Consider the following 23,882-nt stretch of genomic DNA (forward strand, 5'->3'; position numbering starts at 1 on the left):
ACAACGTCCGCCCTACGCCGACACGCGCGGGCGAACGCATTCCCCCTTCGTTATACGGCCGCCGCCAGGGCAGCAGGCCGTTGCACCGGGCTTAGACCTTCTCGGCGCGGCTGTAGCGCTTGCCGTCCGGGCTAACCGAACGCACCTGCACCTCACCGGACACCGCAGGCTTGGCCTTGGCATCATAGCGCTGCCACTGCTTGCCGCCGTCGGTGGAGTACTCGATGCCCAATCCCGGCAGCGCGATATTCGCCTCCAGCTTGCCGCCCGCTACGCGTGCGCCCGGCACCGGCAGACGGTAAGCGACGCCACCTTTGTCCAGCTTGGCCAGTTCACGCTGCCCCAGGATATTGGCGAAGCGCAGCCAGTCTTTCTCCAGCGTCTTGGTATCGACAAAGTGGGTTTCCCCGCCTTTGTATTCGCGGCCGGCGCGGTAGTCCTGCTCCCAACCGGCGCGGTGCCAGGCGCGTTCAGCCACCGACAGCGCGCGTGGGAAAATCATGTATTCCATCTGCGGATCGGTGCGCTGGGTTTCGCTCCACAGCTGAGCGGACAGCCCGTAGGCGCCCGGCCACGGCTTGTCGCTCTTGGCGTTGAAGTGGTTGCCGTCGCGGTCGACCGAAGTTTCCGCGTTCTGCGGCATGTTGTCCGGCGCGAAGCTGAACACCTTGCGCTCGTCGCTGAAGCGGGTACCCCAGTAGTAACCGCGCTCGTCCGGGTTCACCTCGTAAGGGAAGTCCATGTAGACGTAGTCCGGGTTGGAAACCACCACTTCATACCCTTTGTTGGCCCAGTCGTTGACGCTATCGAAACCGCCCCAGTACAGGGTATCCCAGAAGTTGACGCCCACGCGCGAGGTGGCGAACGCCTTCGCGTTCTCGGCGTCTTTCAGGCCATCCTGCCAGGCCTGCATTCTGTCGATGCCGTGCGCCTTCACCAGCTTGCTGACCTCTTGGCCGAAGTAGCTCGGCAGATGCTCCATGTCGGCCACCTTGCCTTCTTTGATCATCGTCTGGCACACCTGCGACTTGGCCCACGGCTTGTCTTCGTTGCTCTGATCGATGATGCCTTTGCCCGGCTCCGGTTTCGCCTTGTCGGTGTAGCCGGCGCCCAGGCGAATGTTTTTCGCTTCGTCGCCGCCGAAGTGCCAGGTCTTAATCGGCTGGCCGGCCTCTTTATGCATCTGGGCGATCTCGCCGATCACCTTGTCGACAAAGCGCTGGGAAGAATCCAGGCACGGGTTCAGGTAGCTCTGGCGGTTAAAGAACTGCACGGAGGTGGTGTTGGAGGTATCGGTCGGATCCACCAGGCGGAATTCGTTGGCCTCCTGCTCTTTCCCGGCGGCATGCAGCTTTTTATAGCGCGCTTCCATCGAGACCACCGCGGCGCGGGCGTGTGCCGGCATGTCGATCTCCGGGATCACTTCAATCTGGCGCGCCTGGGCGTATTTGATGATGTCGATATAGTCCTGACGGCTGAAGAAGCCGCCGTAGACGTCCGGCCCCTGGCCGTACTGCGGCAGCAGGCAGGTGGTTTCGCTCAGATCGTGGCAGCGCTGGCCGCCGACCTCCGTCAGCTCAGGCAAACCGGGGATCTCGATGCGCCAGCCTTCGTCATCGCTCAGGTGGAAGTGGAATTTGTTGAGCTTGTAGGCCGCCATCTGATCCAACAGGCGCAGCACCGCGTCCTTCTTATGGAAGTTGCGCGCTACGTCGAGGAAAATGCCGCGATACTGGAAGCGCGGCGCATCGCTGGCGTCCAGCGTGGCGATCTTGCCGCTGCCGTCGCTCGGCACTAACGACAAGATCGACTGCAGCCCGTAGAACACCCCGGCCTGATCGAAGCCGATCACCCGCGCCTCTTTCTTGCCGATTTTCAGCTCATAGGCGCCAGGCACCGCCATCGCGCCTTTAAACTTGCCCGGCTGGATGTCGGTCTTGATCGGATAGCCGTTGGCCTGAACCGGCACACCCAGCAGCGCGAAGCGCTGATTGACGACGTCCGCCGCCGGCTTGACCAGCGTGCTCAGATCCGGCGATACCCCTTTGCGCAAATCGACGTCCTGCGCGTGAACCTTCACCTGCATCGGCGTCGGCACGATCTGGCCGCGCAGCGCGCCGGCAGGCAGCGTCTGCAGATCGGCATTGCTGACAAAGCGCGAAGCCGGCGTCATCAGAATGTTTTTGTCGTCCTTGGTGCGCTTCCACTGGTCGCCGGTGAACGGCGCCACAAACTGGTCCAGGTTTTCGGTGTCGGTATTCGCCAGCATTTTCGGCTTGGCGTCGCCGGACGTGGCATACCAGCGCGGCAGGAAGTCGTTTCTGAACAGCTGCCAATATTCGGCGACCACCGGGATTTCCACCGCCTTACCGGCCGGGAAGCCGCTGAATTTGGCGGTCGGCTCCAGCTTGTACAGATCGCCGGTGAGGTGAGCAATCTTGAACTGGTCGTTGTCTACCCGCAGGGTCTGGCGCGGGCTGTGGAAATAGATGACCCAGTCTTTACCGTCGATCGCCTGGCCGTCGTTGCTGAGGGTGAACAACACCCGGTTGCATGAGGCCCAGTCGGCGCCCAGCGCCGCGCAATCCACGCCGTTTTCGCCGGCGCGGTTATCCAGCATTTTTACGTTCAGCTTCAGCTGGCTCAGCTGATCCACCAGCTGTTGATCGGCCATGGCGTTTCCCATGCCGCCCAGAAATCCCATCGTTGCCGTCAACGCGGCTAATGCGCTCAGTTTGAATGCGTTCATGTTCTTGTCCTTCTTAATTATTGTTATCGCGAATTTCTTGCCACAGCTTGCCGCACTTGGCGTCGTAAGCCTGACCGTTACCGCTGTGCACCGCCATAATGCAGTTCTGATAATCCATCACCCGCACCGTTTCCTGCGCGGCGAACTGCTGGTGCTGCTTCTCTTGTTTCAGCACGTTCAGCACCGCCTTACAGGGTTGCAGACGCTCCGGCGAACCTTCGGCGGTGTTGATGCAGGCGCTGTAAGCCTGCTTCAATTTGGCGTCTTCCGGCGGTGCGGCGGGTTGCGCACAGGCGCTCAAGGCCGCGGCGGCCGCCAACATCAGCATGATTTTTTTCATCGTTGAATTCCCTTAACTGCCCCCGGCGGCGAGGCCGGGGAACGCATCAGAAGATGGTGAATGGCGCGATGACCATGAACTTGACGTCTTTCTCGTCCTGGAAGATGTTGCCGTAACCGCCGCCCCAGCTCGGGATGTTGGTGTGGTTGTCATACTGGGTGTAGTGCAGCTTGATCAGGGTGCCCTTGGCGCGCCCTTCCTGGATGGTGTACATCGCGTCCAGGCTCCAGGCGCTCTCCTTCAGGCGCTGGCTCTGATCGTAGATCGGGTTGGTGCTCGGCTTGGCATCCCAGGCGTAAACGTAGGAGCCGCCGACCGCCATGCCCGGCAGATTCCAGTTGCTGAGGTCATACATCACGCCGGCGTACACCGCTTTCTCGCCGTTGGCGTTAAAGTCGGAGCGGTTATCCCACCACACGTCCAGACGACCGTTGGACGAGGCGTAGGTCGGGGTCATGCGCTGCAGGAAGAAGCCCTGGTTGCCTTCCGCCTTGACCATGGTGCCTTCCAGACGCCAGTTGAACTGCCCGGTGGTGTAACCGAAGGTCAGCGCCTGCAGCCAGGCCAGGCCGTCGTAGATGCTGTTCGGATCGTTCTTGTTACTGATGCGGTCTTCCGCACCGTAGAACTGGTAACTGGTGGTCAGCGGGTTGCCGAGCACATCGAATTTGTAAGACGCCTTGGTGAAGTATTGATTCACATAACCCTGCGCCTGGCCGAAGGCGGCTTCCAGCACCAGATCGTTTTTGAAATCGTACTTGGCGCCCAGCGAGTGCAGGTAGGAGACGCGCGTTTTCTTATCGTTCTGGCGGAAGTCGTCCATCTCGATATGCCACGGCGCCTTGTATTTGTCGGTCCACATGTAGGAGAAGCTCAACGCACCGGCGTCGCCGTAGTCGAACTTGGCGCCGGCTTCGGCCCCCTGATAGGTGCCCGGCATAAAGCTCCAGTGCGGCGCCAGCAGGGTTTGGCCGCTCGGCTGAATATAGCCGGCGCGCGCCCAAACCGGGCCGTATTTGAATTTGGCGGCGGCTTTGTACAGGCTGACGCCGCCTTTGTCACCGGAATAGTCTTCGTCGTAGGTACGGTTTTTCGAGGAGAACGCGATCTCGTTCGGGTGGCCGCTGGCGCTGGATTCCGCCAGCTCGATGGCGGTAAAGGCACCGACGTCCAGACCAAACATGTCCCAGGCGTAGCCCGAAGCGAAATCCAGGCTCAGGTTGGCGGTGGAGTGCGACAGGTTGGTGGTGTATTGGTTGTAATCCTTGCTGTCCGGATTGAGATCTTTACGGTCGCGCTCACGTTGCCAGTAATAAATGCCGCCGGTCAGCGTGGAATCATCGATAAACCCTGCGGCTTTCGCCTCAGGCGCCATGGCAAACCCTGTTCCCAACAGCGCGCCCGCGACTGCGAGCGCCAGCGTTTTACGCTGAGCACCGTGCGTACCCATATTGAAATTCCTCTTTGACTTAACTTAAAAGTTGCAGCCGCCTGTGTTCACCACTGCCCTGCACGACTGCCAATAAAAAACCCGAACGGGTAAAAAATATTGCCGACGAGATGTTATTCCCACAGCACTAATTGCTACAGACAGACTATTTTTCGCGACGCGAATTATCAAATGAAAAATGAGGGAGATTTGTCAAAGTATGACAAGGAGCACATATCAGTGAGAATTTGTTACGCTGGTGATCATAGAGAGTGTCGAATAAAAAATTCAATTAAATCAGAATAAATTGAGATACAAGGTCAACCAGAGACGATTAATGGTTTCAGCCTGACTAAATTCGTCAGTCAGACGATAAAAATTGAGAGCGCTCTCCAAATGAAATTAATTCGCATCACGAATATATAAGAAAAAATGAAGACTAATAGGACCAATATAAGAGAACTAATGGGTTAATGCGTCGCCATTAATTAAACGCACCCCGGATAAAATGAGAGAGGAATAGATCGCGAGCTGAGCGCAGGCATAAAAAAGCGCGGCTTAAAGCCGCGCTGATTCATTAATTTTCGAGGCGAATAAGATTAGCCTTCGATTTTCGCCCAGGTGTCACGCAGGCCGACGGTGCGGTTAAACACCAGATGCTCGGCCGACGAGTGACGGTTGTCGGCGCAGAAGTAACCTTCACGCTCGAACTGATAGGCTTTCTCCGGCTGTGCAGCTGCCAGGCTCGGCTCGACGAAGCCGTGCTTGATGACCAGCGATTCCGGGTTGATGGTGGAGAGGAAATCCTCCGCCGCGCCCGGATTAGGCACGCTGAACAGGCGATCGTACAGGCGAATTTCCGCCGGCAGCGCGTGCGCCGCTGACACCCAGTGGATCACGCCCTTCACCTTGCGGCCGTCGGCAGGATCTTTGCTCAGCGTTTCCGCATCGTAGCTGCAGAAGATGGTGGTGATCTCGCCCGCTTCGTCCTTCTCGACGCGCTCGGCCTTGATCACGTACGCATTGCGCAGACGCACTTCCTTGCCCAGCACCAGACGCTTGTACTGCTTGTTGGCTTCTTCGCGGAAGTCGGCGCGATCGATATAGATCTCGCGGCTGAACGGCACATCTCGGCTGCCCATTTCCGGTTTGTTCGGGTGGTTAGGCATGGTGACCATTTCCACCGCATCGCCCATGTTCTCGATGACGATTTTCACCGGATCCAGCACCGCCATGGCGCGCGGCGCGTTCTCGTTCAGATCGTCGCGGATGCAGGATTCCAGCGCCACCATCTCGACGTTGTTGTCTTGCTTGGTCACGCCGATGCGCAGGCAGAACTCACGAATCGAGGCGGCGGTATAACCGCGACGGCGCAGACCGGAGACGGTCGGCATACGCGGATCGTCCCAGCCTTCGACGATCTTCTCGGCCACCAGCTGGTGCAGCTTGCGCTTCGACATGATGGCGTATTCGAGGTTGAGACGCGAAAACTCGTACTGACGCGGGTGGCAAGGAATGGTGATGTTATCCAGCACCCAGTCATACAGACGGCGGTTATCCTGGAATTCCAGGGTGCACAGCGAATGGGTGATCCCTTCCAGCGCATCGGAAATGCAGTGGGTGAAATCGTACATCGGATAGATGCACCATTTATTGCCGGTCTGGTGGTGTTCGGCGAACTTGATGCGGTACAGCACCGGATCGCGCATCACGATAAACGGCGAAGCCATATCGATCTTGGCGCGCAGGCAGGCCGCGCCTTCGGCGAACTCGCCGTTGCGCATCTTCTCGAACAGCGCCAGGTTCTCTTCCACGCTGCGGCCGCGGTACGGGCTGTCTTTGCCCGGCGCGGTCAGGGTGCCGCGATATTCACGGATCTGCTCCGGCGACAGCTCATCGACGTAGGCCAGGCCCTTGGTGATCAGCTCAACCGCATACTGGTGCAGCTGATCGAAATAGTCTGAGGAGTAACGAACGTTGCCGCTCCACTCAAAGCCCAGCCACTCCACGTCGTGCTTGATTGACTCCACGAACTCGATGTCTTCTTTCACCGGGTTGGTGTCATCGAAACGCAGGTTGCACTGGCCCTGATAGTCCTTGGCGATGCCGAAGTTCAGGCAGATGGACTTGGCGTGGCCGATATGCAGATAGCCGTTAGGCTCCGGCGGGAAGCGGGTATGTACCGACGTGTGTTTCCCCGACGCCAGATCTTCATCGACGATCTGACGGATAAAATTGGTTGGGCGGGCTTCAGCCTCACTCATTTCACTGTTCCTCAATGCAAAGCGCTACACATAACCGCCTATGATCCAACAAGCCACGTCTGGAAACAACCGTTTGTTTCACGAAAAATGCGGCGCGTTGCACCGTCGGCGCGCAGCGCACCGCCGTGGGGCGAAACGGAATAAAAAAAGCGGGAAGAGATCGCTCTCTTCCCGCCAAGTCGGGGCAAACTCCGCCATGATGCGTGGCCGGCCCCCGGTACTACTCAGGTAAAAACGGCCTTACTTTTGGATCTCGTACAGCTTGGTCTGACCGGCGACGACAGAGCCGCTGGCCAGCGCCGCCAGGCCGGCGTAGTCGTCAGAGTTGCTGACCACCACCGGGCTTATCATCGAACGCGCGTTGGCGTTCAGATAATCCAGATCCAGTTCCAGAATCGGTTGACCGGCTTTCACTTCCGCGCCCTCTTCCACCAGGCGTTTGAAGCCCTGGCCTTCCAGCGCGACGGTGTCGATCCCCATGTGCACCACGATCTCGGCGCCCTTGTCGGTTTCCAGGCAGAACGCGTGGTTGGTATTGAAGATTTTCACCACGGTGCCGTCCGCCGGCGCCACGACGATGTTGTCAGTCGGGCGAATCGCCAGGCCGTCACCCACCGCCTTGCTGGCGAAAGCTTCGTCCGGCACCTGATCGAGCGCCACGACTTCACCGGTCACCGGCGCCACCAGCGTTTCAAACGCGACTTTCGGTGCGTTCGGTACCGCCTGCGGTTTGGCTTCCGCAGCAGGAGCCGCCGCCGGGGCCGCCGCTGCCGCTACCGGGCCGGCGGCAATCACGTTGCGCATTGCGCTGGCGATAAGTTCAGCACGGGTGCCAACGATCACTTGCACGCTCTGCTTGTTCAGACGGATAACGCCGGATGCGCCGAGGCGTTTCGCCAATGCGTCGTTCACCAGCGCGGAGTCTTTCACGTTCAAACGCAGGCGAGTGATGCAGGCATCGATGCCGGTCAGGTTGTCGGAACCGCCGATCGCGCCGACGTAGCGACGGGCCAGCGTGGTAGTTTCGTTCTCGTCTTTACCGGCGTTGCTGTTGACGTTGACGTCATAACCGTCGGTTTCGTCACCGGCAACCGCCAGCTCGCGGCCCGGGGTCATCAGGTTGAACTTGTTGATGGTGAAGCGGAACACCACATAGTAGATAACGAAGAACACCAGACCTTGCGGGATCAGCATGTACCAGTGGGTCGCCAACGGGTTGCGCGACGACAGCACCATATCCACCAAACCGGCGCTGAAGCCGAAACCGGCAATCCAGTGCATGCTGGCGGCGATGAAGACGGAAATCCCGGTCAAGATCGCGTGAAGCACATACAGCACCGGCGCCACAAACATGAAGGAGAATTCCAGCGGTTCGGTGATGCCGGTAAAGAAGGCAGCGAATGCCCCCGCCATCATGATCCCCAGCACTTTCGCCTTATTCTCAGGGCGCGCGCAGTGATAGATAGCCAGCGCTGCGCCCGGCAGACCAAACATCATGATCGGGAAGAAGCCCGCCTGATAACGGCCGGTGATGCCGACGACCGCTTTACCGGCTTCGATCGACTGCTGGCCGCCAAGGAAGTTAGGGATATCGTTGATGCCGGCCACGTCGAACCAGAACACCGAGTTCAGCGCGTGGTGCAGGCCGACCGGGATCAGCAGACGGTTGAAGAAGGCATAGATGCCCGCGCCGACGGAGCCCAATTTCTGGATGTGTTCGCCGAAGCTCACCAGAGCGCCGAACACCACTGGCCAGACATACATCAGGATGTAAGCGACCAGGATCATCAGGAAGGAAATGAGGATCGGCACCAGACGGCGACCGCTGAAGAACGACAGCGCCTTAGGCAGCTCGACGCCGCTGAAGCGGTTGTACACTTCGGCGGAGATGATACCCACCAGAATACCGACGAACTGGTTTTCAATTTTGCCGAACGCGGCAGGCACCTGGTCGAGGGGGATCTTCTGAATCATCGACACGGCGGCCGGTGAACAGAGGGTGGTCAGCACCAGGAAACCGACGAAGCCGGTCAGTGCGGCAGAGCCGTCCTTGTCTTTGGACATGCCGTAGGCCACACCGATGGCGAACAGCACGGCCATATGATCGATAATGGCTGAACCGGATTTGATAAATAATGCGGCAAGCGCGTTGTCGCCGCCCCAACCAACAGGGTCAATCCAGTACCCGACGCCCATCAAGATGGCGGCGGCAGGCAGCGTGGCGACCGGCACCATCAGCGCCCGTCCCACCTTTTGCAAATAACTAAGAATGTTCACCTTTTCCCCCTATGTTGTCCGCGGACGGACCCTATTAGTAGTTTATTTGGATCTCTCACTACCTTTTTAGAAACAATGCTTGTCACGTATCACTCATGCCGAGTGTAAAAAATTTATTTTGTATCGCAAATTAAAACCTCCCTTTTTGTGATAAATATCACCAAAAAGTAGTCTTTCCCTCCCAGATTGCTGGCCATCACACAAAACTTATTTTATCATTCAAAAAATCAACCGAACGGACGATTCACGCGAGAATCATAAAGCTGGGTTACGCTTAGGACTCCCGCAGGCCCGTACAGTATAGCTTTAGTTTACTTATCCCAAGAGGTGTTAGATGAGACTTATCCCACTGAAAGATACCGCACAAGTCGGCAAATGGGCCGCGCGTCATATCGTTCAACGCATCAACGCATTCAAGCCAACCGCAGAGCGCCCGTTTGTCCTCGGCCTGCCCACCGGCGGCACGCCGCTGGAAGCCTACAAACATCTGATTGCGATGCACAAAGCAGGTGAAGTAAGCTTTAAGCATGTTGTGACTTTCAACATGGACGAGTACGTTGGCCTGCCGCAGGAACACCCGGAAAGCTACCACACCTTCATGTACCGCAACTTCTTTGACCACGTTGATATCCCTCGTGAAAATATCAACCTGCTGAACGGCAACGCCGCGGATGTCGACGCCGAGTGCCGCCAGTACGAAGAGAAGATCAAGTCTTACGGCAAAATTAACCTGTTCATGGGCGGCGTGGGCATCGACGGCCATATCGCGTTCAACGAGCCGGCTTCGTCCCTGGCTTCGCGCACCCGCATCAAAACGCTGACCGAAGACACCCGCATCGCCAACTCGCGCTTCTTCGGCGGCGACGTCAGCCTGGTGCCGAAATATGCGTTGACCGTTGGCGTGGGCACGCTGCTGGACGCGGAAGAAGTGATGATCCTGGTGACCGGCCACGCCAAGGCGCAGGCGTTGGAAGCCGCGGTGGAAGGCAACATTAACCACATGTGGACCATCAGCTGCCTGCAGCTGCACGCCAAAGCGGTCGTGGTGTGCGACGAGCCGGCTACCATGGAGCTGAAAGTCAAAACCGTCAAATATTTCCGCGAGTTAGAAGCGGAAAGCGTGAAAAGTCTTTAATCTTTGCAGGGGGCTACGATGTTCGCTTTAACCCACGGCCGAATCTATACCGGCCACGACGTACTTGATGACCATGCAGTCATTATCGCTGATGGGCTGATCGAGAGAGTCTGCCCGGCGGCTGAATTGCCCGCCGGCATCGAAACGCGCGACCTGGGTGGCGCCATCCTGGCCCCTGGGCTGATCGACGTGCAGCTGAACGGCTGCGGCGGCGTCCAGTTCAACGATTCGCTGGAAGCGATTTCGGAAGAAACGCTGGAGATCATGCAGCGCGCCAACGAGAAATCCGGCTGCACCAGCTATCTGCCGACGCTGATCACCAGCAGCGACGAATTCATGAAGCACAGCGTCGACGTGATGCGCGCTTATCTGAAAAAACACCAAAACCAGGCGCTGGGCCTGCACCTGGAAGGGCCGTACCTCAGCCCGGTGAAAAAAGGCACCCATAACCCGGCGTTCATTCGCAAGCCAACTCAGGACATGATCGATTACCTGTGCGCCAACGCCGACGTGATCACCAAGGTGACGCTGGCGCCGGAAATGGTTGAGCCGCACGTTATCGAGCAGCTGACCAAGGCCGGCATCGTGGTCTCCGCCGGCCACTCGAACGCCACCTACGATCAGGCGCGCACCGGCTTCGCCGCCGGCATCAGCTTCGCCACCCACCTGTACAACGCCATGCCGTATATCACCGGCCGCGAACCGGGGCTGATGGGGGCGATCTTCGATACGCCGGAGGTCTATACCGGCATCATCGCCGACGGCCATCACGTGGCCTGGGCGAGTATCCGTAACGCCAAACGCCTGAAAGGTGATAAATTGGTATTGGTCACCGACGCGACCGCACCGGCAGGTGCAGATATTGACCAATTTATTTTCGCCGGTAAAACAATATACTATCGGGATGGGCTGTGCGTGGATGAGAACGGTACCCTGAGCGGTTCCGCACTGACCATGATCGAAGCGGTGCAAAACAGCGTCGAGCATATCGGCATCGCGCTGGACGAAGCGCTGCGTATGGCGACGCTGTATCCGGCGCGCGCCATCGGCGTCGAGCAGCGTCTGGGCACCATCGAAGCCGGCAAGGTGGCTAACCTGACCGCCTTCACCCGTGATTTCAAGATCACCAAAACGCTCGTTAACGGTAACGAGGTTTAATTCAATGAACAGCGAGTAACATTATTGATGAGCACTGGCGGACAAGCACAAATAGGGAACGTTGACTTAGTCAAACAGCTTAACGGCGCGGCAGTTTACCGCCTGATCGACCAGCAGGGCCCGATCTCGCGCATTCAAATTGCCGAACTCAGCCAGCTTGCCCCCGCCAGCGTCACCAAAATTACTCGCCAGCTGCTGGAGCGCGGGCTGATCAAAGAAGTCGATCAGCAAGCCTCCACCGGCGGCCGCCGCGCGATCTCCATCGTGTCGGAAACCCGTCATTTCCATACCGTCGCGGTACGTCTCGGCCGCCACGACGCCACCATCACCCTGTATGACATGAGCGGTAAATCGCTCAGCGAAGAACACTATCCGCTGCCGGAACGCACCCAGGAAACGCTGGAAAATGCACTGTTCGCCGCCATCGCCCAATTCATCGAAGCAAACCAGCGCCGCCTGCGCGAGCTGATCGCCATCGCGGTGATCCTGCCCGGCCTGGTGGATCCGGCGCTGGGCGTGGTGCGCTACATGCCGCACATCAGCGTCAGCAACTGGGCGCTGGTCGACAACCTGCAGCAGCGCTTCAACGTCACCAGCTTCGTCGGCCACGACATCCGCAGCCTGGCGCTGGCGGAGCACTACTTCGGCGCTACCCGCGACTGCGAAGACTCTATTCTGGTGCGCCTGCACCGCGGCACCGGCGCCGGCATCATCGTCAACGGGCAGATTTTTCTCGGCAATAACGGCAACGTCGGCGAAATCGGCCATATCCAAATCGATCCGCTGGGTGAACGCTGCCACTGCGGCAACTTCGGCTGCCTGGAAACTGTAGCCGCCAACGCGGCGATCGAACAGCGCGTGCGCCAGCTGCTGAGCCAGGGCTACCCGAGCAAACTGACGCTGGAAGACTGCGGCATCAACGCCATCTGCAAGGCCGCCAACCGCGGCGATCTGCTGGCCAGCGAAGTGATCGAACACGTCGGCCGCTATCTGGGCAAGGCGGTGGCCATCGCCATCAACCTGTTCAATCCGCAGAAGGTGGTGATCGCCGGTGAGATCACCGAAGCGGACAAGGTGCTGCTGCCGGCGATCCAGAGCTGCATCAATACCCAGGTGCTGAAGGACTTCCGCAAAAATCTGCCGGTGGTGACCTCCGAACTCAATCATCGCTCGGCGATCGGCGCTTTCGCCCTGGCCAAACGCGCGATGCTCAACGGCGTGCTCTTGCAGCGATTGCTGGAAAGCTGATCCGCCGCTTCTGGCAGGTGTGTTATCGTCACCCCTTGCCTGCCGTAATCATGAGAAACAGCGACAAATGAAAATCAAAAACGTTATATGCGATATCGACGGCGTGCTGCTGCATGACAATACGCCGGTGCCCGGCGCCGATCTGTTCCTGGCGCGCATCCAGGAACAAGGCATGCCGCTGGTGGTGCTGACCAACTACCCGTCACAGACCGCGCAGGATCTGGCGAACCGTTTCGCCGCCGCCGGGCTGGAAGTGCCGGAGAGCGCGTTCTATACCTCGGCGATGGCCACCGCCGATTTCCTGCGCCGCCAGGAAGGCAAAAAAGCCTACGTGGTCGGCGAAGGCGCCCTGATCCATGAGCTGTACAAAGCCGGTTTCACCATCACCGACATCAACCCGGATTTCGTGATCGTCGGTGAAACCCGCTCTTACAACTGGGACATGATGCACAAGGCCGCCTACTTCGTCAGTAACGGCGCACGCTTTATCGCCACCAACCCGGATAGCCACGGCCACGGCTTCTCGCCGGCCTGCGGCGCGCTGTGCGCCCCCATCGAGAAGATCACCGGCCGCAAGCCGTTTTACGTCGGCAAGCCCAGCCCGTGGATCATTCGCGCCGCATTGAACAAAATGCAGGCGCACTCGGAAGAGACGGTGATCGTCGGCGACAACCTGCGCACCGACATTCTGGCGGGCTTCCAGGCCGGTCTGGAAACCGTGCTGGTGCTGTCCGGCGTCTCCACGCTGAGCGACATTGAAACCATGCCGTTCCGCCCGAGCTACGTCTACCCTTCCGTTGCCGATATCACCATCTTCTGATGCATTTATGGCGGCTGCCCGGCCGCCATTATTTCTCTCTTCCTGACCGCAGTTTGAATTTAATTCGTTCATGGCCGCAAAAGGTTTCAGCCTGCCTGCGCTAAAAATCCTCATTATAACCTTACGCCCCGCCAATAGCTGATATTGCCGGCCAGCGGAAAACCTTTACCCCTAATTAATGAGGCTACCATGAGCACAAATAACATGATTAATGCCGCCGCCGATGACGCAGCCATTATGCCGACTATCGCCAATAAAAAAATCCTGATGGGTTTTTGGCACAACTGGGCCGCCGGTGCCAGTGACGGCTATCGGCAAGGCCAGTTCGCCAATATGAACCTGACCGATATTCCCGCCGAATACAACGTGGTGGCCGTCGCCTTTATGAAAGGCCAGGGCATCCCAACCTTCAAACCGTACAACCTGTCCGACGCCGAGTTCCGCCGCCAGGTGGGCGTGCTGAACAGCCAGGGCCGCGCGGTGCTGATCTCCCTCGGCGGCGCAGACGCGCATATCGAGCTGAAAACCGGCGACGAAGATAAGCTGAAAGACGAGATTATTCGCCTGGTGGAAGTCTATGGCTTCGACGGTCTGGATATCGATTTGGAACAGGCGGCGATCGGCGCCACCAATAATAAAACCGTCTTGCCTGCGGCGTTGAAAAAAGTAAAAGACTATTACGCCGCGCAGGGGAAAAACTTTATTATCAGCATGGCGCCAGAATTCCCATATTTACGTGAGAATGGCACCTACCTGGATTATATCAACGCCCTCGAAGGCTACTACGACTTTATCGCACCACAATATTACAACCAGGGTGGCGATGGCCTTTGGGTTGAAGAAATTAAAACCTGGCTGACCCAAAACGACGACACCAAGAAGGAAGACTTCCTCTACTACCTGACGGAAAGCCTGGTCACCGGCACCCGCGGCTATGCGAAGATCCCGGCGGCGAAATTCGTCATCGGCCTGCCGAGCAACAACGACGCCGCCGCCACCGGCTACGTGATCGATAAACAGGCGGTATATAACGCTTTCTCGCGTCTCGACGCCAAGAACCTGTCGATCAAGGGCCTGATGACCTGGTCAATCAACTGGGACAACGGTAAGAGCAAAGCCGGCGTGGCCTACAACTGGGAATTCAAAACCCGCTACGCGCCGCTGATTCAGGGCGGCGTTACCCCACCGCCGGGAAAACCTAATGCACCGACTGCGCTGACGGTCGCCGAGCTGGGCGCCACCTCGCTGAAGCTGAGCTGGGCCGCCGCCACCGGCGCCTTACCGATCGCCAGCTACACCGTCTACCGCAACGGCACCCCGATCGGCCAGACCGCCGGCCTGTCGCTGGCCGACAGCGGCCTGACCCCGGCCACCCAGTACAGCTACTTCGTTACCGCCACCGACAGCCAGGGCAATACCTCGCTGCCGAGCAGCGCGCTGGCGGTTAAAACCGCCAACGACGGCACGCCACCCGATCCGGGGGCGCCCGAGTGGCAGAACAACCACAGCTACAAAGCCGGCGACGTGGTGAGTTATAAAGGCAAGAAATACACCTGTATCCAGGCGCACACCTCCAACGCCGGCTGGACGCCGGACGCCGCCTTCACCCTGTGGCAGCTCATCGCCTAATCGCTAATCGATTGCCGGCCAAACCGGCCGGCAATCCCGTCATCACGCTAAAAATTGCATAATCGTTAAATTTTCCCGCCAATAACTGAAAATCCGTTAAAAATCGCAGCCACGCAAACAACTATTTCTCAGCGTATGGCTAAAACGCTTGCATCACCTGCAGCTTTAGGCGCATTTTCATAACCACAGCGCAGCAAAACCGCGTTATCGCTGATGAATCGGCAATGCTGCCCATAACAGTAAAAAACAACATCACAGTCATGAAAGCCCGTTAGGAGAGTTGTATGTGTTCTATTTTCGGTGTGCTCGATCTGAAGTCCGATCCCGTTGAACTGCGTAAGAAAGCGCTGGGGCTATCGCGCCTGATGCGCCACCGCGGCCCGGATTGGTCCGGCGTTTATGCTAGCGACAAAGCCATTTTGGCCCACGAACGCCTGTCGATCGTCGACGTCAACAACGGCGCTCAACCGCTGTACAACGCCGCGCACACCCACGTTCTGGCGGTCAACGGCGAAATTTACAACCACCAGGCGCTGCGCCAACAGCTGAGCGACCGCTACGCGTTCCAGACCGGGTCCGACTGTGAAGTGATCCTGGCGCTGTACCAGGAGAAAGGCCCGGATTTCCTCGACGATCTGCAAGGCATGTTCGCCTTCGCCCTGTATGACACCGAAAAAGACGCTTACCTGATCGGCCGCGATCACCTGGGCATCATCCCGCTGTACATGGGCCACGACGAGCACGGCAACCTGTACGTCGCCTCCGAAATGAAAGCGCTGGTGCCGGTGTGCCGCACCATCAAGGAATTCCCGGCCGGCAGCTACCTGTGGAGCCAGGACGGTGAGATCCGCGAATACTATCGCCGCGACTGGTTCGATTACGACAGCGTCAAAGACAACGTGACCGACGCCGCCGCCTTGCGCACCGCGCTGGAAGAGTCGGTGAAAAGCCACCTGATGTCCGACGTGCCTTACGGCGTGCTGCTGTCGGGCGGGCTGGATTCCTCAGTCATCTCGGCGATCACCAAGAAGTACGCCGCGCGCCGCGTGGAAGATCAGGAACGCAGCGAAGCCTGGTGGCCGCAGCTGCACTCCTTCGCCGTCGGCCTGGAAGGCTCGCCGGATCTGCGCGCCGCGCAGGAGGTCGCCAACCATCTGGGCACCGTGCACCATGAGATCCACTTCACCGTCCAGGAAGGCCTGGACGCCATCCGCGACGTGATTTACCACATCGAAACCTATGACGTCACCACCATTCGCGCCTCGACGCCAATGTACCTGATGTCGCGCAAAATCAAGGCGATGGGCATCAAGATGGTGCTCTCCGGCGAAGGCGCGGACGAAGTGTTCGGCGGCTACCTTTACTTCCATAAGGCGCCGGACGCCCGCGAATTCCACGAAGAGACCGTGCGCAAGCTGCTGGCGCTGCATATGTTCGACTGCGCGCGCGCCAACAAGGCGATGTCCGCCTGGGGCGTTGAGGCCCGCGTGCCGTTCCTGGACAAGAAATTCCTCGACGTGGCGATGCGCATCAACCCGAAAGATAAAATGTGCGGCAACGGCAAAATGGAAAAACACATCGTCCGCGAATGTTTCGAGTCCTATTTGCCGGCCAGCGTGGCCTGGCGCCAAAAAGAGCAGTTCTCCGACGGCGTCGGCTACAGCTGGATCGACACGCTAAAAGAGGTCGCTGCGCAGCAAATCAGCGATCAACAGCTCGAAACCGCGCGTTTCCGCTTCCCGTACAACACGCCGACCTCGAAAGAAGGCTACCTGTACCGCGAGATCTTCGAGGAGCTGTTCCCGCTGCCGAGCGCCGCCGAATGCGTGCCGGGCGGCCCGTCCGTCGCCTGTTCGTCCGCCAAGGCCATCGAATGGGACGAATCGTTCAAGAAGATGGACGATCCTTCCGGCCGCGCCGTCGGCGTGCACCAGGCCGCCTATAAATAATCGCGCGGCGTTTTCCCCAAGGCGGGCCTTTTGGCCCGCCTTTTTGTTGCCTTTTCCCCCCGCCAACTGCCTGAATTGCCGATTTTATCGCCATAATGTTCACAACCCAGACAAACGGCGCTTCCCGGCACTTTTTCGGGAAAAAACTTGTTGACGCAAATCGGTCATATACGCATAATGCGCCCCGCAACGCCGATGAAGGCAAAGCAAAAAAAGAGGGCTACGTAGCTCAGCTGGTTAGAGCACATCACTCATAATGATGGGGTCACAGGTTCGAATCCCGTCGTAGCCACCATCTCTTTTTTGCATTGCGGGAGTGGCGAAATTGGTAGACGCACCAGATTTAGGTTCTGGCGCCGCAAGGTGTGCGAGTTCAAGTCTCGCCTCCCGCACCATTTCTCTTCATCGTCGGCGCAGTATGTTGATGGGGTATCGCCAAGCGGTAAGGCACCGGTTTTTGATACCGGCATTCCCTGGTTCGAATCCAGGTACCCCAGCCATATTCTTTCGGGAATGGGGTTTCAACATAAGATTTGTTTGCAGGTGGGGTATCGCCAAGCGGTAAGGCACCGGTTTTTGATACCGGCATTCCCTGGTTCGAATCCAGGTACCCCAGCCATAACAAACTGCTTGCAAATCAAAGAAGTAAAAAGTAACATCGGCTACGTAGCTCAGCTGGTTAGAGCACATCACTCATAATGATGGGGTCACAGGTTCAAATCCCGTCGTAGCCACCATAATTGGGGTGTCGCCAAGCGGTAAGGCTCTGGTTTCTGATACCAGCATACCCAGGTTCGAATCCTGGCACCCCAGCCATATTTAGAAAAGCCCGCTTCGGCGGGCTTTTTGCTGTCTGGCGTTCAGCCAATCCTAACGGGCCCAGCCGCAGCTGAGCCCTGTCGGTTACAATCCCAACGCGTACTTCAACGCATGCTCTTTCAGCTTGCCCGCCCGCTGCGCGGCCATCAGCGCCAGATTGCGCGCCACGTTCAGCGGCGCCAGGTTATTGCTGAAAGCCGTATAGAACAGATCCATCCCGCTCTGCATCAGCAGATTGTCGGTACGGCGGCGGCGCTGATAACGCAGCAGTACCGCCTCGCTGCTCCAGTCCTCTCCCTGCTCCCGCGCATCGCTCAATACGTTCAGCAAGGCATCCACGTCGCGATACCCCAGATTGACGCCCTGCCCCGCCAGCGGGTTGATGGTATGCGCCGCATCCCCCAGCAGTGCCAGCCCCGGCAGCACGTAGCGCTGCGCATGACGCCGCGTCAGCGGGAACGAACCGGCGGCGTGCACCTTGACCGGGCCCAGTCGCGCCGGGAAAGCGGCGGCGATCTCACGCTCCAGCTGCGCCGGCGGCATCGCCTGCAGCTGGCGAATGCGCTGCGGGCTGTCATACCACACCAGCGACGCCCAGCTGTCGTACAGCGGCAGGAAGGCGCGCGGCCCGGACGGGAAGAAACGCTGCCAGGTCACATCCTGCTGCGGCGCGCCGGTATCGACGGTGATCAACATGCACGCCTGACGATACTGCCAGCCGTTGGTGCCGATCGCCGCCAGCTTGCGCACCTGCGAGTTGGCGCCGTCGGCGCCGACAACCAGGCGCGCCTGCAGCGTCTCGCCGCCGTCCAGCGTCAGCTGCCAGGCATTGTCCGCCCGCTGCAGCGATTGCAGCCTGGCGGGGCACAGCAGCGTCAGATTGGCGCACTGCGCGAACTGCTGCCACAGCGCCAGCTGCAGAATGCGGTTTTCCACCATAAAGCCCAGCTCGGGCAACCCCAGGGACACCGCGTCGAACGCCACGCGCGACGACGCCCATTCCCAGGTCTCCAGCCGGCGATACGGCGCCGTGCGCATCGCCGTCACGGCCTGCCAGGCGCCGAGCTGTTTCAGCAGCCCCACCGAGGTGCAGCCGATCGCGGAAATGCGCAGATCCGGCGGGCTTTGCGCCTCGAACGCCTGCGGCGCCTGATGTTCCAGCAACGCCACCGACCAGCCCGCCTGCGCCAGCCCCAGGGCCGCCGCAGCGCCGACCATGCCGCCGCCCACCACCACCGCGTCATACCGATTTTGAGATGTCTTCATATTGGCTATGTTTTCTGTGTGAATGCTCGCCATCCCACCCGGCATGGCGTTTTGCGCAGTGTACCGGATTTTCGCTCCGGCTTCAGGTCGCGTGCCATTTTCCCCCGCGCTGGTCACAACGGCGGCAAATGATTACAATACGCGCCCTGCATGTCGCGTAACGCAACTTTCGCTCCGCACTGAGTAATGGCAAGTCAATGACGAAAAAACTACATATCAAAACCTGGGGCTGCCAGATGAATGAGTATGATTCATCGAAAATGGCCGACCTGTTGAACAGCACGCACGGCTTCGAGTGGACCGAAAACGCCGAAGAGGCGGACGTGCTGCTGCTGAACACCTGCTCGATCCGTGAAAAAGCGCAGGAGAAAGTTTTCGCCATGCTGGGGCGCTGGCGCTTGCTGAAAGAAAAGAACCCGTCTGTCATCATCGGCGTCGGCGGTTGCGTGGCCTCGCAAGAAGGCGAACTGATCCGCAGCCGCGCGCCCTGCGTCGACGTGGTCTTCGGCCCGCAGACCCTGCACCGCCTGCCGGAAATGATCAATCACGTTCAGGGCACCCGCAGCCCGGTGGTCGACATCAGCTTCCCGGAGATCGAAAAATTCGACCGTCTGCCGGAACCGCGCGCCGAAGGCCCGACCGCATTCGTGTCGATCATGGAAGGCTGCAACAAATACTGCACCTTCTGCGTGGTGCCTTACACCCGCGGCGAAGAGGTGAGCCGCCCGAGCGACGACGTGCTGTTCGAAATCGCCCAACTGGCGGCGCAGGGCGTGCGCGAGGTCAACCTGCTCGGCCAAAACGTCAACGCTTACCGCGGCGCCACGCATGACGGCGAGATCTGTTCGTTCGCCGAACTGCTGCGCCTGGTGGCGGCCATCGACGGCATCGATCGCATTCGCTTCACCACCAGCCACCCTATCGAGTTCACCGATGACATCATCGCGGTGTACGAAGACACGCCGGAGCTGGTCAGCTTCCTGCATCTGCCGGTGCAAAGCGGTTCGGATCGCATCCTGACCATGATGAAACGCGCGCACACCGCGCTGGAGTACAAGGCGATTATCCGCAAGCTGCGCAAGGCGCGGCCGGCCATTCAGCTCAGCTCCGATTTCATCGTCGGTTTCCCGGGCGAAAGCCAGGCCGACTTCGAACAGACCATGAACCTGATCGCCGACGTCAATTTCGACGTCAGCTTCAGCTTCATCTATTCGTCGCGCCCGGGCACCCCGGCGGCGGACATGGTCGACGACGTCAGCGAAGAAGAGAAAAAACAGCGGCTGTATATTCTGCAGGATCGCATCAACCAGCAGGCGCTGCAGTTCAGCCGCCGCATGCTCGGCACCGTCCAGCGCATTCTGGTGGAGGGCACCTCGCGCAAAAGCGTGATGGAACTGGCCGGGCGCACGGAGTGCAACCGTGTGGTAAACTTCGAGGGCACGCCCGACATGATCGGCCAGTTCGTCGACGTGGAAATTACCGAGGTGCTGACCAACACCCTGCGTGGCGCAGTGGTGCGCACCGAACAGCAGATGGATCTGCGCGTACATGAATCCCCGCAGTCGGTGATCGCCCGTACCCGCAAAGAAAACGCGCTGGGCGTCGGCATTTACCAGCCCTGACGCCGCGGCGGCCGCCTTATCGCCGCCCATTCGCGCTACTCCTTACCGTTTCTCCGCCGGGCGCCCGCGCCCGGTGATTTTCTTTTTTATTTTTTTATTGTTGAAGAGGCGACATAACATGCAACTCCCACACTGCCCGAAGTGCAATTCCGAATACACCTACCAGGACAATGCCCTGTTCATCTGCCCTGAGTGCGCCCACGAGTGGAGCGACAGCGCCCCGGCGGAAGATCAGGACGCGCTGATCGTCAAAGACGCCAACGGCAATCTGCTGGCGGACGGCGATGCGGTCACCGTGATCAAAGACCTGAAGGTCAAAGGCAGCTCCACGATGCTGAAGATCGGCACCAAGGTGAAAAACATTCGCCTGGTCGAAGGCGATCACAACATCGACTGCAAAATCGACGGCTTCGGCCCGATGAAGCTGAAATCCGAGTTCGTGAAAAAGAACTGATTCACGCCGGCCTTGTTCAGTGATGACGCGGCGGGCTTTTGCCCCGCCGCGTTTTTTCCTTATCTTCCCTTGAATTCCGCCGATGGCGCACAGATAGATCAGCGGTAAACTTGCGCCGTTGCGGCGCACCATGAATAATTCAAGAAAGAGAGTATTCAGGCTCGTCCTGAACGCGCGCGTCCCGAACGCGCTATGTGACATCAACCAGGCCCGATGTGACCTAGAGGAATAGTTTGAACGTCGCAACACAAGAAATTTTGTTAGAGCCCGCAGACAATAAGCGTTTGCTCAGCCTGTGCGGCCCGTTTGATGACAACATCAAGCAACTCGAGCGCCGATTGGGCATTGAAATCAATCGCCGCGACAACCGTTTCAAGCTGGTCGGCAAAAACCTGTGCGTGGTTGCCGCCGCCGATATCCTGCGCCATCTTTACGTGGATACCGCGCCGATTCGCGGCGTGATCCCGGATATCGACCCAGAGCAAATCCACCTGGCTATCAAAGAGAGCCGGGTGTTGGAACAGGTGGCCGACAGCGTGCCGGATTATGGCAAGGCGGTCACCATTAAAACCAAGCGCGGCATGGTGAAACCGCGTACGCCTAACCAGGCGCAGTACATCGCCAACATTCTCGATCACGACATCACCTTCGGCATCGGCCCGGCGGGCACCGGCAAAACCTACCTGGCGGTCGCCGCCGCGGTGGATGCGCTGGAGCGCCAGGAAATTCGCCGCATTTTGCTGACACGCCCTGCGGTCGAAGCCGGCGAAAAACTGGGCTTCCTGCCCGGCGATCTGAGCCAGAAGGTCGATCCTTACCTGCGCCCGCTGTACGACGCCCTGTTCGAGATGCTGGGCTTCGAGCGCGTGGAGAAGCTCATCGAACGCAACGTGATCGAAGTCGCGCCGCTGGCCTATATGCGCGGCCGTACGCTGAACGACGCCTTTATCATTCTGGATGAGAGCCAGAACACCACCATCGAACAGATGAAGATGTTCCTGACGCGCATCGGCTTCAACTCGAAGGCGGTCATCACCGGCGACGTCACCCAGATCGACCTGCCGCGCAACCAGAAATCCGGCCTGCGCCACGCGGTGGAAGTGCTGTCGGACGTGGAAGAACTGAGCTTCAACTTCTTCCACAGCGAAGACGTGGTGCGCCATCCGGTGGTGGCCCGCGTAGTCATCGCCTATGAGGCCTGGGAAGCGGCCGAACAGAAACGCAAAGACGCGATTGCCGAACAACGTAAGCGCGAGGCGCTCGCCGCCTCCGAGCAGGAGACACCATGAGTCAGGTGATTTTGGATCTGCAGATTGCCTGTGAAAGCGGCGACGGTCTGCCGGATGAGGCCACCTTCCAGCGCTGGCTGGAAGGCGTGCTGCCGCAATTTCAGGAAGAAGCCGAGGTGACCGTGCGTCTGGTGGACGAAGCGGAAAGCCACGAGCTGAACCTGACCTACCGCGGCAAAGACAAGCCGACCAACGTGCTCTCTTTCCCGTTCGAGGCCCCGCCGGGCATCGAGCTACCGCTGCTCGGCGACCTGATTATCTGCCGCCAGGTGGTTGAACAGGAAGCGATTGAGCAAGGCAAGGCGCTGGAGGCCCACTGGGCGCATATGGTTGTCCATGGCAGTCTTCATCTGCTAGGGTATGACCACATCGAAGACGATGAAGCCGAAGAAATGGAGTCTTTGGAAACCGAAATCATGCACGGACTGGGTTATCCTGATCCGTACCTGGCGGAAAAAGACCCCGTCTGACGTCAGCCGTTTACCCTACAGCCCCCATGCGGGGCTGTCGCTGACGCCCCTTAACTCTGACATGAGTGACAGTAACGAAAACGCCATGAGCGACGACCATTCACAAAGCAATGACAGCCCCAGTCCCAAGAAGGGGTTCTTTACTCTTATCCTTAACCAGCTGTTCCACGGCGAACCCAAAAACCGTGGCGATCTGGTCGAGCTGATCCGTGATTCCGAACAAAACGACCTGATCGATCCCGATACCCGCGACATGCTGGAAGGCGTGATGGATATCGCCGAACAGCGCGTGCGCGACATCATGATCCCCCGCTCCCAGATGGTGACGCTCAAGCGCAACCAGACGCTGGAAGAGTGCCTGGACGTGATTATCGACTCCGCCCACTCGCGCTTCCCGGTGATCAGCGAAGACAAAGATCACATCGAAGGCATCCTGATGGCCAAGGATCTGCTGCCGTTCATGCGCGCAGACTCCGAGCCGTTCAGCATCGACAAGGTGCTGCGCACCGCGGTGGTGGTGCCGGAAAGCAAGCGCGTCGACCGGATGCTGAAAGAGTTCCGCTCCCAGCGCTATCACATGGCGATTGTCATTGACGAATTTGGCGGCGTATCCGGCCTGGTCACCATCGAAGACATTCTGGAACTGATCGTCGGCGAGATCGAAGACGAATACGACGACGAAGACGATCTGGATATCCGCCAGCTCAGCCGCCACATGTACACCGTGCGCGCGCTGGCCCCGATCGAAGACTTCAACGACGCCTTCGGCACCCATTTCAGCGACGACGAGGTCGATACCATCGGCGGTCTGGTGATGCAGGCCTTCGGTCACCTGCCGGCGCGCGGGGAAACCATTGAAATCGAAGGTTACCTATTTAAAGTTGCCATGGCCGACAGTCGACGTATTATCCAGGTTCATGTAAAAATTCCGGACGATTCTCCACCACCGAAACTGGAAGATTAA

Annotated in this window: 17 protein-coding genes and 6 tRNA genes; 17 read left to right on the forward strand and 6 right to left on the reverse strand. The window is 58.9% G+C overall.

Features of this window, described 5'->3' with window-relative positions; translation table 11 throughout:
- Positions 1-91: 91 nt before the first annotated feature.
- From WCL58_RS06725 to nagE, 5 genes are all read right to left on the reverse strand, one after another.
- Positions 92-2,749, reverse strand: coding sequence for a beta-N-acetylhexosaminidase (locus WCL58_RS06725; RefSeq protein ID WP_060423601.1), 2,658 nt, complete (start codon positions 2,747-2,749; stop codon positions 92-94).
- A gap of 13 nt (positions 2,750-2,762) precedes the next feature.
- Entirely contained in the window at positions 2,763-3,089 is a 327-nt protein-coding gene (gene chiQ, locus WCL58_RS06730; RefSeq protein ID WP_004939944.1) for a ChiQ/YbfN family lipoprotein, read from the reverse strand.
- A gap of 46 nt (positions 3,090-3,135) precedes the next feature.
- A complete protein-coding gene (chiP, locus tag WCL58_RS06735) occupies positions 3,136-4,539 on the reverse strand; it encodes a chitoporin ChiP (RefSeq protein ID WP_019454060.1) in 1,404 nt (467 codons plus the stop codon).
- Positions 4,540-5,117: 578 nt separating this feature from the next.
- On the reverse strand, positions 5,118-6,782 hold the full coding sequence (gene glnS, locus WCL58_RS06740) for a glutamine--tRNA ligase (protein ID WP_060440515.1): 1,665 nt from the start codon (positions 6,780-6,782) through the stop codon (positions 5,118-5,120).
- A gap of 240 nt (positions 6,783-7,022) precedes the next feature.
- Complete coding sequence (gene nagE, locus WCL58_RS06745; protein WP_060423598.1) at positions 7,023-9,059, reverse strand: N-acetylglucosamine-specific PTS transporter subunit IIBC; 2,037 nt, start codon at positions 9,057-9,059, stop codon at positions 7,023-7,025.
- 334 nt (positions 9,060-9,393) lie between these two features.
- Here nagE and nagB point away from each other — a divergent pair, with 334 nt between their 5' ends.
- The 12 genes from nagB (at position 9,394) to WCL58_RS06805 (ending at position 17,814) form a co-directional block, all read left to right on the forward strand.
- Positions 9,394-10,194, forward strand: coding sequence for a glucosamine-6-phosphate deaminase (gene nagB, locus WCL58_RS06750; RefSeq protein ID WP_004939952.1), 801 nt, complete (start codon positions 9,394-9,396; stop codon positions 10,192-10,194).
- 18 nt (positions 10,195-10,212) lie between these two features.
- Positions 10,213-11,352, forward strand: a complete 1,140-nt coding sequence (nagA, locus tag WCL58_RS06755) for an N-acetylglucosamine-6-phosphate deacetylase (protein ID WP_060440516.1) — start codon at positions 10,213-10,215, stop codon at positions 11,350-11,352.
- Between the two features lie 27 nt (positions 11,353-11,379).
- Positions 11,380-12,600, forward strand: coding sequence for a DNA-binding transcriptional regulator NagC (gene nagC, locus WCL58_RS06760; protein WP_004939956.1), 1,221 nt, complete (start codon positions 11,380-11,382; stop codon positions 12,598-12,600).
- A gap of 67 nt (positions 12,601-12,667) precedes the next feature.
- Entirely contained in the window at positions 12,668-13,420 is a 753-nt protein-coding gene (locus tag WCL58_RS06765) for an HAD-IIA family hydrolase (RefSeq protein ID WP_004939957.1), read from the forward strand.
- Positions 13,421-13,609: 189 nt separating this feature from the next.
- The gene (locus WCL58_RS06770; RefSeq protein ID WP_336850762.1) at positions 13,610-15,049 is read left to right on the forward strand and encodes a carbohydrate-binding protein; all 1,440 of its coding nucleotides are present in this window, start codon (positions 13,610-13,612) and stop codon (positions 15,047-15,049) included.
- Positions 15,050-15,333: 284 nt separating this feature from the next.
- A complete protein-coding gene (gene asnB, locus WCL58_RS06775) occupies positions 15,334-16,998 on the forward strand; it encodes an asparagine synthase B (RefSeq protein ID WP_336850763.1) in 1,665 nt (554 codons plus the stop codon).
- A gap of 218 nt (positions 16,999-17,216) precedes the next feature.
- A tRNA-Met gene (locus WCL58_RS06780) sits at positions 17,217-17,293 on the forward strand.
- Positions 17,294-17,308: 15 nt separating this feature from the next.
- Positions 17,309-17,393 (forward strand) — tRNA-Leu (locus WCL58_RS06785).
- A gap of 30 nt (positions 17,394-17,423) precedes the next feature.
- Positions 17,424-17,498, forward strand: a tRNA-Gln gene (locus WCL58_RS06790).
- Between the two features lie 44 nt (positions 17,499-17,542).
- Positions 17,543-17,617: transfer RNA gene (locus WCL58_RS06795), tRNA-Gln, on the forward strand.
- A gap of 41 nt (positions 17,618-17,658) precedes the next feature.
- Positions 17,659-17,735 (forward strand) — tRNA-Met (locus WCL58_RS06800).
- Positions 17,736-17,739: 4 nt separating this feature from the next.
- Positions 17,740-17,814 (forward strand) — tRNA-Gln (locus WCL58_RS06805).
- A gap of 87 nt (positions 17,815-17,901) precedes the next feature.
- Here WCL58_RS06805 and ubiF read toward each other — a convergent pair.
- Positions 17,902-19,083 carry a 3-demethoxyubiquinol 3-hydroxylase gene (ubiF, locus tag WCL58_RS06810; protein ID WP_055316092.1) on the reverse strand — a complete coding sequence of 394 codons (1,182 nt, stop codon included), beginning with the start codon at positions 19,081-19,083 and terminating at the stop codon, positions 17,902-17,904.
- A 197-nt stretch (positions 19,084-19,280) separates the two neighbouring features.
- Between ubiF and miaB the strand changes: the two genes are divergently transcribed.
- The 5 genes from miaB to corC all read left to right on the forward strand — a co-directional run bounded on the left by miaB (position 19,281) and on the right by corC (position 23,882).
- The gene (gene miaB, locus WCL58_RS06815; RefSeq protein WP_038877474.1) at positions 19,281-20,705 is read left to right on the forward strand and encodes a tRNA (N6-isopentenyl adenosine(37)-C2)-methylthiotransferase MiaB; all 1,425 of its coding nucleotides are present in this window, start codon (positions 19,281-19,283) and stop codon (positions 20,703-20,705) included.
- A gap of 118 nt (positions 20,706-20,823) precedes the next feature.
- On the forward strand, positions 20,824-21,159 hold the full coding sequence (locus WCL58_RS06820) for a zinc ribbon domain-containing protein YjdM (RefSeq protein WP_197757344.1): 336 nt from the start codon (positions 20,824-20,826) through the stop codon (positions 21,157-21,159).
- Positions 21,160-21,392: 233 nt separating this feature from the next.
- Entirely contained in the window at positions 21,393-22,448 is a 1,056-nt protein-coding gene (locus tag WCL58_RS06825) for a PhoH family protein (RefSeq protein WP_025301852.1), read from the forward strand.
- Positions 22,445-22,918, forward strand: coding sequence for an rRNA maturation RNase YbeY (gene ybeY, locus WCL58_RS06830; RefSeq protein ID WP_033637441.1), 474 nt, complete (start codon positions 22,445-22,447; stop codon positions 22,916-22,918). Before WCL58_RS06825 ends, ybeY begins: the two co-directional genes overlap by 4 nt.
- An 85-nt stretch (positions 22,919-23,003) precedes the next feature.
- Positions 23,004-23,882: a CNNM family magnesium/cobalt transport protein CorC gene (corC, locus tag WCL58_RS06835; protein ID WP_025301851.1), complete on the forward strand. Its 879-nt coding sequence runs from the start codon at positions 23,004-23,006 to the stop codon at positions 23,880-23,882.

This window comes from Serratia sp. TMDUHS_CL (assembly GCF_037137105.1).
Lineage (GTDB): Bacteria > Pseudomonadota > Gammaproteobacteria > Enterobacterales > Enterobacteriaceae > Serratia > Serratia nevei.